The following is an 11771-nucleotide window of genomic DNA, read 5'->3' on the forward strand; positions in this document are numbered from 1 at the left end:
GCCAACATCCGCCTGATCGACTTCAAGCTGGAGTTCGGCCGCCTGCCCGACGGCACCATCATCCTGGCCGACGAGATCAGCCCCGACACCTGCCGTTTCTGGGATGCCACCACCGGCGCACACCTGGACAAGGACCTGTTCCGCCGCGATATGGGCGGCGAGGCCGACGCTTACCAGGAAGTCATGAAGCGTCTGCTGGGCTGAGATGCCCCTTGCCCCTTTTGCATGAAGAACGGAGTTTTGTAATGAGCGAAATGAGCCTTGAAAACACGGGTCTGCATGAAGAATGCGGCGTGTTCGGCATGTATGATTCCACCGGCCGGACCGACATGGTCAGCGCGGTGTACAGCGCTTTGTACGCCCTGCAGCATCGCGGGCAAGAAAGCTGCGGCATCGCCCTGAACGTGGACGGCGTTCTGACCGGCCACCGGGACTTAGGGCTGGTGAGCGAAGTGTTCACCAAACGGGTACTGGAAGATCTGCCCCACGGCGCCAAGATGGCCACCGGCCATGTACGGTATGCCACCTCTGGTCAGCGCAGCCGTTCCAACGCCCAGCCTATGGTGCTGCATCACTGTAAGGGCGCCATGGCTGTGTGCCACAACGGCAACCTGACCAATGCCGCCCGCCTGCGTCACCGGCTGGAAATGAGCGGTTCCATCTTCCATGGCACCTCCGACACCGAGGTCATCGGCTATCTGCTGACCCAGAATCGGCTGATCTCCCCCGACATCGAGACCGCCGTCTGCCGCACCATGGAGCAGATCGAAGGTGCCTACAGCCTGGTCATCATGACCCATACCAAGCTGATCGCCGCCCGGGACCCCCACGGATTCCGGCCCCTGTGCATCGGCGCCTTGCCCGACGGTTCCGGCTTTGCCTTTGCTTCGGAAACCTGCGCCCTGGACGCTGTGGGCGCCACCATGCTGCGGGACGTGGAGCCCGGCGAGATCGTGGTGGCCGACCGCAACGGTCTGCGCAGCATCCGCACCCACTGCAACATCGCGCCCCACACCCTGTGTGTGTTTGAGTACATCTACTTTGCCCGTCCGGACTCGGTCATCGAGGGCACCTGCGTCCATGAGGCCCGCCTGCAGGCAGGCCGTTTCCTGGCCCAGGAGCACCCGGTGGACGCCGATGTGGTCATCGGTGCGCCGGACTCCGGCCTGGACGCCGCTCTGGGCTTTGCCCAGGAGAGCGGGATCCCCTACGGCGTGGGCTTCATCAAGAACAAGTATGTAGGCCGCACCTTCATCCAGGGCAGTCAGGCCCAGCGGGAGAGCAGCGTGCGCATCAAGCTGAACGCCATCTCCTCCACCGTGGCCGGCAAGCGCGTGGTGCTGGTGGACGACTCCATCGTCCGCGGCACCACCAGTGCCCGCACCATCAAGCTGCTGCGGGAAGCCGGCGCCAAGGAAGTGCACTACCGCATTTCCGCCCCGCCCTTTGCTCATCCGTGCTATTTCGGCACCGACATTCCCGACGAAAAGCTGCTGATTGCCACCGGTCACACAGTGGAGGAGATCAACAAGCTGGTAGGTTCGGATACGCTGGGCTATCTGAGCATCGAGCATGTGCAGCAGCTGGCTCCCAAGAGCAAATGCGGCTACTGCGTCGGCTGTTTTACCGGCGAATACCCGGTGGACCCGCCCAAGGAACCCATGAACATTGTGTATGACCGGCCGCTGAGCCAGTCCAACACCAACAAAAAGCTGTGATGAAGAAGGAGTCAACGACCATGGAGAAAAGCTATTCTGAAAGCTATGCCGCTGCCGGTGTGGATATTACCGCTGGCTATGAGGCCGTGCGCCTGATGAAGCAGTATGTGGCCCGCACCATGAACGACCACTGCATCGGCGGCCTGGGCGGTTTCGGCGGCCTGTTTGAGCTGGACTGCACCGATATGCCTCATCCGGTGCTGATCTCCGGCACCGACGGCGTTGGCACCAAACTGCGCATTGCCCAGCTGATGGACCGTCATGACACCATCGGCATCGACTGCGTGGCCATGTGCGTCAATGACATCATCTGCGCCGGTGCCAAGCCGCTGGTCTTCCTGGATTACATCGCCTGCGGCAAGAACGTGCCCGAGCGCATCGCCGAGATCGTCAAAGGCGTGGCTGAAGGCTGTGTGCAGGCCGACTGCTCCCTGGTGGGCGGCGAGACCGCCGAGCATCCCGGTGTGATGCCGGAGGACGACTACGACCTGGCCGGTTTCACCGTGGGCGCCGTGGACAAGAGCAAGATCCTGGACAACTCCACCATGCAGGCGGGCGATGTGATCATTGCCCTGCCTTCCACCGGTGTGCACTCCAACGGGTTCTCTCTCGTGCGCAAGATCTTCGACCTGGAAAACAACCCCGACATCCTGAAGAAGCACTTCGATGAACTGGGCTGCACCCTGGGCGAGGCTCTGCTGGCTCCCACCAAGATCTACGTCAAGCCGGTGCTGGCTCTGATGAAGGAAATCACCGTGAAGGGTGTTTCCCACATCACCGGCGGCGGCTTTTACGAAAACATTCCCCGCAGCCTGAAGGACGGCTGCTGCGCCCGCATCGCCAAGGCGGATGTGCGTACCCCTGCCCTGTTTGAGCTGCTGGCCAAAACCGGCAACATCTCGGAACACGACATGTTCAATACCTTCAACATGGGTGTGGGTATGGTTCTGACTGTGGCTGCCGAGGACGCCGACAAGGCCATCGAGATCCTGAAGGCCAACGGCCAGGATGCCTACCGCCTGGGCGTGATTGCCGAAGGCGAAGGGGTGGAACTGGTATGAAAAACGTCGCGGTATTGGTATCGGGCGGCGGCACCAACCTGCAGGCCATCCTGGACAGCGAACACCGGGGAGAGAACCCCAATGGTCGAGTGACCCTGGTGGTAGCCAGCAAACCGGGCGTGTATGCCCTGACCCGGGCGGAAAACGCCGGGGTCAAGACCGCCGTGGTGGCCCGCAAGGAATACGCCGACAGCGCCTCCTTTGACGCGGCCCTGCTGGCTGTCCTGAAAGAAAACCAGATCGACGTGGTGGTGCTGGCAGGCTTTTTGAGCGTGCTGGGCCCCAGCGTCATTGCCGCCTATCCCCGGCGCATCCTGAACGTTCATCCCAGCCTGATTCCCAGCTTCTGCGGACCGGGCTTCTATGGACTGCGGGTGCATGAGGCCGCTCTGGCCCGGGGTGTCAAGGTGACCGGTGCCACGGTGCATTTCGTGAACGAAGAATGCGACGGCGGGCCCATCCTGCTGCAGAAGGCTGTGGCCGTGCAGCCGGACGATACCCCCGAAACTTTGCAGAAGCGTGTGATGGTGGAAGCCGAATGGCAGCTGCTGCCCCGCGCTCTGGCCATGGTTTGCAACGACGAGGTGTAATGCGATGAAAAAGAATCTGTACAAGTATCTGGCCGGCAACGAATATCCGGGCCGGGGCATCTGCCTGGGGCTTTCCCCCGACGGTTCCAAGGCCATGATCGCCTATTGGATCATGGGCCGCAGCGCCAACAGCCGCAATCGCGTGTTTGAGGCTCTGCCCGAGCGCGGCGGCATCCGCACCGTGGCGGCGGACCCCGCCAAGATGGAAGATCCCCATCTGATCATTTACAATCCGGTCCTGACCCTGGGCGCTACCACCATCGTGACCAACGGCGACCAGACCGACACCATCTTCAATTTCATGAAGGATGGCTTGTTCCCCGGCTACAGCTTTGAGGCGGCCCTGGCCACCCGCACCTTTGAGGACGACGCCCCCAACTTCACCCCCCGCATTTCCGGCGTGGTGGACATGAAGCAGGGCGGCTACAAGCTGAGCATCCTCAAGAGCTGCGACGGCAACGACGCCAGCGTACAGCGCCAGACCTTCGATTACCCCCAGCCGGTGGCCGGAGAAGGTCACCTGATCACCACCTACCAGAAAAACGGCAGCCCCATTCCCAGCTTTGCGGGCGAGCCCATGCGGGTAGGCATTGACGAGAGCGACCCCAACGAATTTGCCGGCAAACTGTGGGACGCTCTGAACACCGACAACAAGGTGAGCCTGTTTGTGCGGGCCATCACTCTGGCTACCGGTGATTATGAGGACGTTATCCTGAACAAGTACAATACTGTGGAGGGTTGAGCATGAACGAATTCCAGTTGAAATACGGCACCAATCCCAACCAGAAACCCGCCCGCATCTTTATGGCAGACGGCGGCGAGCTGCCGGTGACAATCCTGAACGGCCGCCCCGGCTACATCAACTTTCTGGATGCGCTGAACAGCTACCAGCTGGTCAAGGACCTGAAGAAGGCCCTGGGTCTGCCCGCCGCTGCCAGCTTCAAGCATGTGTCCCCCGCTGGTGCCGCTGTGGGCCTGCCCCTGGACGACACCCTGCGCCGGATGTACCACATTGACGCCGAGATGGAGCTGTCTCCCCTGGCCTGCGCCTATGCCCGCGCCCGCGGTGCCGACCGCATGTCCAGCTTCGGCGACTGGATCGCTCTGTCCGACGTGTGCGACCTGGCCACCGCCCAGCTCATCAAGCATGAAGTCTCTGACGGCATCATCGCCCCCGGTTACGACGACGACGCCCTGGAAGTGCTGAAGAGCAAGAAGAAGGGCAACTACAACATCGTGGCTATTGATCCCGACTATACCCCTGCGCCTCTGGAGCGCCGCACCGTGTACGGCGTGACCTTTGAGCAGGGCCGTCAGGATCTGGATATCTCCGCCGACACCATGCTGACCAACATCGTGACCAAGGCCAAGGACCTGACCGAAGGCCAGAAGCGCGACCTGGTGATGAGCCTGATCGTGCTGAAATACACCCAGTCCAACAGTGTCTGCTATGTGCAGGGCGGCCAGACCATCGGCGTGGGTGCCGGCCAGCAGAGCCGTATCCACTGCACCCGTCTGGCGGGCCAGAAGGCCGACAACTGGCAGCTGCGCCACATGCCCAAAGTGCTGGACCTGCCTTTCCGGGATGACATCACCAAGCCCAACCGGGACAATGCCATTGACGTGTACATCGGGGATACCCCGGAAGATGTGATCGGCGACGACGTGTGGGCTGAGACCTTCACCGAGCAGCCCGCCCCCCTGACCGCCGAGGAAAAGAAAGCCTGGCTGTCCCAGGTGCACGGCGTGAGCCTGGGCAGCGATGCCTTCTTCCCCTTCGGCGACAACATCGAGCGTGCCCGCCGCAGCGGTGTGGATGCCATTGTGCAGCCCGGCGGTTCCATCCGTGACCAGCAGGTCATTGATACCAGCGACAAGTATGGCATCGTGATGGCTTTCTGCGGCATCCGTCTGTTCCATCACTGATACCAAAGGAGTTTGCGATGAAGATTTTAGTCGTTGGCGGCGGCGGACGGGAACATGCCATCATCCGCGCGCTGAAGAAGAGTCCCCAGTGCACCGAGATCTGGTGCGCACCGGGCAACGGCGGCATCGCTTATGACGCCATCTGCAAGGACATCAAGGCCACCGATGTGGACGCTATGGTAGCCTTTGCCAAAGAGGAAGGCTTTGACTACGCCGTGGTGGCCCAGGATGATCCCCTGGCCCTGGGCATGGTGGACGCGCTGGCCAAGGTGGGGATTCCCGCCTTCGGTCCCAACGCCGCTGCCGCCCGCATCGAGGCCAGCAAGGTGTTCAGCAAGAACCTGATGAAGAAGTACGGCATTCCCACCGCCGTCTATGAGACCTTTGACAACGCCGACGCTGCCATGGAATATATCCGCGGTCAGGGCAAGTATCCGGTGGTCATCAAGGCCGACGGTCTGGCTCTGGGCAAGGGTGTGCTGATCTGTCAGGACGAGGCGGAGGCCGAAGCAGGGCTGAAGGAGATCATGCTGGACAAGAAGTTCGGCGCTTCCGGCAACCATGTGGTGGTGGAAGAGTTCCTGACCGGACCTGAGGTGAGCGTGCTGTCTTTCTGCGACGGCAAGACCGTCATCCCCATGGTTTCCAGCATGGACCACAAGCGTGCCCTGGACCATGACGAGGGTCTCAACACCGGCGGCATGGGCACCGTGGCCCCCAACCCCTACTACACCCCCGAGGTGGCAGACGAGTGCATGCGTACCATCTTTGCCCCCACCGTAGCGGCCATGCAGGCGGAAGGCTGCCCCTTCAAGGGCTGCCTGTACTTCGGCCTGATGCTGACTCCCGACGGTCCCAAAGTCATTGAGTACAACTGCCGTTTCGGTGACCCTGAGGCCCAGGTGGTGCTGCCCCTGCTGGAAAGCGATCTGCTGACCGTGATGCAGGCCACCACCGACGGCACTCTGGACAAGACCCCGGTGAAGTTCTCCGACGGTGCCGCTGCCTGTGTGATCCTGGCCTCCGGCGGATACCCCCTGGCCTACGAAAAAGGCAAGGAGATCACCGGCCTGACCGAAGGGCAGTTGTCTGGCGCCGCCGATGTGACCGTCTACCATGCCGGTACCGCCCGCAAGGGTGATGCCCTGGTCACCGCCGGTGGCCGTGTACTGGGCGTGACTGCCACCGCTCCCGATCTGGCCTCCGCCCTGAAAAAGGCCTATGCGGCCGCTGAGCAGATTCATTTTGACGGCGTGCACAAGCGCAGCGACATCGGTGCCCGCGCCATGGCCGCCCAGAACCGCCGTTAAGGAGGAAAAACAAATGGTTTACCGCATTTATGTGGAGAAAAAGCCCGGATTTGACGGCGAAGCCCAGGGACTTTTCCATGAGCTGACCGAACTGCTGGGCATTTCCGGGCTGAAAAGCCTGCGCCTGCTGAACCGCTACGACGTGGAAGGCATCGACCGCGACCTATTCGAGAAGGCCGTGCCCACCGTCTTCAGCGAGCCGCCGGTGGATGTGACCTACGACACCCTGCCCCAGGGCGGCACCATCTTTGCGGTGGAGTACCTGCCCGGTCAGTTCGACCAGCGGGCGGACTCCGCTTCCCAGTGCATCCAGTTGCTGAGCCAGGGCGAACGCCCCGATGTGCGTAGCGCCCGGGTGTATATTCTGGAAGGTGACCTGTCTGAGGAAGATCTGGCCGCCATCAAGAAGTATGTTATCAACCCGGTGGAGGCCCGGGAAGCCAGCCTGGACGAGCGCAGCACCCTGAAGATGGAGTTTGCCGTTCCGTCCGCCGTGGAGACCCTGACCGGCTTCATCGAGATGGACGAGGACGCTCTGGAAGCCTTCCGGCAGGAAAAAGGTCTGGCCATGGACCACGCCGACATCGTATTCTGCCAGAACTATTTCCGCAGCGAGCATCGTGACCCCACCATCACCGAGATCCGGGTCATCGATACCTACTGGAGCGACCACTGCCGCCACACCACCTTCGGCACCATCCTGGACAACGTGACCATCGACGACGAGATCGTCAAGGCGGCCTTTGACCGCTACATGGCCCTGCGGGAAGAAACCGGCCGCAATGCCAAGAACCGCACCCTGATGGACTGCGCCACCATCGGCGCCAAGGCGCTGAAGCAGCGTGGAATCCTGAAGAATCTGGACGAGAGCGAGGAGATCAACGCCTGCACCGTCAAGATCAAGTGCGATGTGGACGGCGAGCAGCAGGACTGGCTGTTCCTCTTCAAAAATGAGACCCACAACCATCCCACCGAGATCGAGCCCTTCGGCGGCGCAGCCACCTGCATCGGCGGCGCCATCCGCGATCCCCTGTCCGGCCGCAGCTACGTCTATCAGGCCATGCGTGTGACCGGCGCCGGTGACCCGCTGAAGCCCGTGTCTGAGACCATGCCCGGTAAGCTGCCCCAGCGCAAACTGGTAACCACCGCTGCCCAGGGCTATTCCAGCTACGGCAACCAGATCGGTCTGGCCACCGGCCAGGTGGATGAGCTGTATCATCCCGGTTATGTGGCCAAGCGCATGGAGATCGGCGCCGTGGTGGGCGCCACTCCCGCCAGCCATGTACGTCGGGAAGAGCCCGCCCCCGGGGATGTGATCATCCTGCTGGGCGGCCGCACTGGCCGTGACGGCATCGGCGGCGCCACCGGCTCCAGCAAGGCCCACAAGCTGTCCAGTCTGGAGACCTGCGGTGCCGAGGTTCAGAAGGGCAACGCCCCCATTGAGCGCAAACTGCAGCGCCTGTTCCGCCGTGAGGATGCCTGCCGCATGATCAAACGGTGCAACGACTTCGGCGCCGGCGGTGTTTCCGTGGCCATCGGCGAGCTGGCCGACGGGCTGCACATTGACCTGAACAAGGTCACCAAGAAGTACGAGGGCCTGGACGGCACCGAACTGGCCATCAGCGAGAGCCAGGAGCGCATGGCCGTGGCCGTGGCCCCTGAGGATGCCGACCGCTTCATCGCTCTGGCCAACGAGGAGAACCTGGAAGCCACCGTGGTGGCCACCGTTACCGAAGAAAAGCGGATGGTGGAAGAGTGGAACGGCACCCCCATCGTCAACCTGTCCCGTGAGTTCCTGAACTCCAACGGTGCCGAACGCCATGCCGACGCCCACATCGAGGCCGGCACGACCTGGAAGCCGAAATGGTCCGGCAACACTGTGGCAGAGAAGATGGAAGCCATGGTCAGCGACCTGAACGTATGCAGCAAGAAGGGTCTGGGCGAACGGTTCGACTCCACCATCGGCGCGGCCACCGTGCTGATGCCCTACGGCGGCAAGTATCAGCTGACGCCTTCCATGGCCATGGCGGCCAAGCTGCCGGTGGACGGCGAGACCACCACCTGCTCCGGCATGGCCTGGGGCTTCAACCCCTACCTGACCGAAGCAGATCCCTACCGCGGCGCCTACATGGCTGTGGTGGAGAGCGTGACCAAGCTGGTCTGCGCCGGGTTCCATCACGAGGACATGTACCTGACCTTCCAGGAATACTTTGAGCATCTGGGCGACAAACCGGAGCGCTGGGGCAAGCCCCTGGCCGCGCTGCTGGGTGCCCTGGACGCCCAGATGGGTCTGGGCATCGCCTCCATTGGCGGCAAGGACAGCATGTCCGGCAGCTTTGAGGGTCTGGATGTTCCCCCCACGCTGGTCAGCTTTGCCACCGCCGTTGGCAACACCCGGGATGTACTGAGCCCCGAGTTCAAGAAAGCCAACAGCTCGGTGGTTATCCTGAAACCTCAGTACAAAGATGGTCTGCCGGAAGTCAACAGCCTGCTTTCCATCTACAAGATCGTGGAGCAGATGATCGACGAGGGCAAGGTTCTGGCTGCCGCCACCCCCGGATTCGGCGGCATCGGCGAAGCCCTGTTCAAGATGTGTGTGGGCAATCACGTCGGCCTGAAGCTGAGCAAGGCCTTCCGTCCTGAACGGCTGTTTGAGCCCTGCTACGGCGCCGTTATTCTGGAACTGCTGGATGCCACCGCCGGTGAATTCCTGGGCTTCACCACCGTGGACTACACCATGTGTGTGGGCGATGAAGAGCTGGACCTGGCACACCTGCAGGAACTGTGGGAGCGCAAGCTGGAGCCGGTCTTCCCCTACCGCCGTGCGGGTGAGGAAGTCAAGGCCCTGGAATACCATTGCAACCCCTTCCAGCGTGTGGCTCCGGCCGTGCGTCTGGCCACTCCGCGGGTCATCATCCCTGTCTTCCCCGGTACCAACTGCGAGTATGATACCGCCCGGGCCTTCCGTCGCGCCGGCGGTGATCCCCATGTGCTGGTGCTGAAAAACCTGACCCCTGCTGACGTGGCTGAAAGCTGCGAAGCTCTGGTCAAGGAGATCGACGCGGCCCAGATCCTGATGCTGCCAGGTGGTTTCTCCGGCGGTGACGAGCCTGACGGTTCCGCCAAGTTCATTGCAGCCTTCTTCCGTGCTCCGGCCGTGGCCGACGCGGTGAACCGTCTGCTGAACGAGCGCGATGGTCTGGCCCTGGGCATCTGCAACGGTTTCCAGGCGCTGATCAAGCTGGGGCTTGTCCCCTACGGCGAGATCCGTCCCATCACCAAGGACGATCCCACCCTGACCTTCAACACCGTACATCGCCACCAGAGCATGCTGGTGCGTACCCGTGTGGCTTCCAACAAGAGCCCCTGGCTGTCCGAGTGCGATGTCAACGACGAGCACCTCATTGCCATCAGCCACGGCGAAGGCCGTTTTGTGTGCAGTGATGAACTGCTGCAGCAGCTGATTGCCAACGGTCAGATTGCCACCCAGTATGTGGACCTGAACTGCGTGCCCACCATGGACCAGCGCTACAACCCCAACGGCAGTGTGCTGGCCATCGAAGGCATCACCAGCCCGGACGGCCGCGTGTTCGGCAAGATGGGTCACAGCGAACGCAGTGCCGATCAGCTGTACAAGAATGTGGGCGGCGACAAGTACCAGCCCATCTTTGAGGGCGGCGTGAACTACTTCAAGCTGTAATGCGCCATCCCCTGACAGATAAGGAGAGTTTTTTCAATGGCACATGATCGTTATATCTCGCCCTTCTCCACCCGGTATGCTTCGGACGAGATGCAGTATATTTTCTCCGACGACAACAAGTTCCGCACCTGGCGCCGTCTGTGGATTGCCCTGTCCAAGGCCGAACAGAAGCAGGGGCTGGACATCACCGATGAACAGATCGCCGAACTGGAAGCCCACAAGGACGACATCAACTATGAGGAAGCCGCCGCGCGGGAAAAGCTGGTCCGCCATGACGTGATGAGCCACGTCTACGCCTACGGCCTGCAGTGCCCCCACGCCAAGGGCATCATCCATCTGGGCGCCACCAGCTGCTATGTGGGCGACAACACCGACGTCATCATCATGCGGCAGGGCCTGGAGCTGGTCCGCAAGAAGATCATCGGTACTCTGGCCAATCTGGCCAAGTTTGCCGATGAGTACAAGGATATGCCCTGTCTGGCCTACACCCACTGCCAGCCCGCCCAGCTCACCACTGTGGGCAAGCGCGCCACCCTGTGGATGAACGAGCTGTACATGGACGTGCAGGAGATTGAGCATCAGATCTCTCAGCTTGCCCTGCGCGGCGTGAAGGGCACTACCGGCACCCAGGCCAGCTTTATGGAGCTGTTCGGTGGGGATTCCGCCAAGGTCAAGGCTGTGGAAGCTGATGTCTGCGCCCAGATGGGCTTTGACAAGGTGGTTCCGGTCTGCGGCCAGACCTACAGCCGCAAGGTGGATTATAATGTGCTGTCCGCCCTGGCCGGCCTTGCCCAGAGCGCCATGAAGATGGCCACTGATATCCGTCTGCTGGCCAACTTCAAGGAAATGGAAGAGCCTTTCGAAAAGAATCAGATTGGTTCTTCCGCCATGCCTTACAAGCGCAACCCCATGCGCTGCGAACGCATCTGCGCCCTGTCCCGCTACCTGATGATCGACGTGCTGAACCCTGCCATGACCGCCGGTACCCAGTGGTTTGAGCGCACCCTGGACGACAGCGCCAACAAGCGCATCGCCATGGCCGAGGGATTCCTGGCCGCTGACGCCATCCTGAACATCCTGCTGAATGTTTCGGATGGGCTGGTGGTGTATCCCAAGGTCATCCGCAGTCGGGTGATGGCCGAGCTGCCCTTCATGGCCAGCGAAAACATCATGATGAAGGCCGTGAAAAAGGGCGGCGACCGTCAGGAACTGCACGAGCGCCTGCGTGAGCACGCTGTGGCCGCTGCCGCTGTGGTCAAGCAGGAAGGCAAACCCAACGACATGATTGCCCGCGTGGAAGCCGATCCCGCCTTTGGGCTGAGCCGCGAGGAGATCGAAGCGGAGCTGAGTCCGGAAGATTTCACCGGTCGGGCTCCGGAACAGGTACAGGAGTATCTGGACCAGTATATTCGTCCCCTGCTGGCCGCCAACCCTGATGCCGTTGGTCAGAAGGCCGAACTGAGCGT

9 protein-coding genes are annotated in these 11771 nt (G+C 61.8%); all 9 read left to right on the forward strand.

From position 1 onward, the window contains the following. Positions 1 to 204: phosphoribosylaminoimidazolesuccinocarboxamide synthase (locus Q0K17_RS08050; RefSeq protein ID WP_294541986.1), on the forward strand; the 204-nt coding region annotated here is incomplete at its 5' end. Between the two features lie 41 nt (positions 205 to 245). After that, positions 246 to 1718 carry an amidophosphoribosyltransferase gene (purF, locus tag Q0K17_RS08055; protein ID WP_294541988.1) on the forward strand — a complete coding sequence of 491 codons (1473 nt, stop codon included), beginning with the start codon at positions 246 to 248 and terminating at the stop codon, positions 1716 to 1718. A gap of 20 nt (positions 1719 to 1738) precedes the next feature. Next, a complete protein-coding gene (purM, locus tag Q0K17_RS08060) occupies positions 1739 to 2779 on the forward strand; it encodes a phosphoribosylformylglycinamidine cyclo-ligase (protein WP_294541990.1) in 1041 nt (346 codons plus the stop codon). Next, positions 2776 to 3369, forward strand: coding sequence for a phosphoribosylglycinamide formyltransferase (purN, locus tag Q0K17_RS08065; protein WP_294541997.1), 594 nt, complete (start codon positions 2776 to 2778; stop codon positions 3367 to 3369). Before purM ends, purN begins: the two co-directional genes overlap by 4 nt. Before the next feature lie 4 nt (positions 3370 to 3373). Then, positions 3374 to 4111, forward strand: a complete 738-nt coding sequence (locus Q0K17_RS08070) for an IMP cyclohydrolase (protein WP_294542002.1) — start codon at positions 3374 to 3376, stop codon at positions 4109 to 4111. A 2-nt stretch (positions 4112 to 4113) separates the two neighbouring features. Next, positions 4114 to 5295, forward strand: a complete 1182-nt coding sequence (locus Q0K17_RS08075) for a phosphoribosylaminoimidazolecarboxamide formyltransferase (RefSeq protein WP_294542004.1) — start codon at positions 4114 to 4116, stop codon at positions 5293 to 5295. 17 nt (positions 5296 to 5312) lie between these two features. Next, positions 5313 to 6605: a phosphoribosylamine--glycine ligase gene (gene purD, locus Q0K17_RS08080; protein ID WP_294542007.1), complete on the forward strand. Its 1293-nt coding sequence runs from the start codon at positions 5313 to 5315 to the stop codon at positions 6603 to 6605. A 13-nt stretch (positions 6606 to 6618) separates the two neighbouring features. Beyond that, positions 6619 to 10305 (forward strand): phosphoribosylformylglycinamidine synthase, encoded by a 3687-nt coding sequence (locus Q0K17_RS08085; protein ID WP_294542009.1) that lies wholly within the window; start codon positions 6619 to 6621, stop codon positions 10303 to 10305. A gap of 36 nt (positions 10306 to 10341) precedes the next feature. Beyond that, the coding region (gene purB, locus Q0K17_RS08090; protein WP_294542011.1) for an adenylosuccinate lyase at positions 10342 to 11771 on the forward strand (1430 nt) is incomplete at its 3' end.

It is taken from the genome of uncultured Gemmiger sp. (assembly GCA_944388105.1).
GTDB lineage: Bacteria > Bacillota > Clostridia > Oscillospirales > Ruminococcaceae > Gemmiger.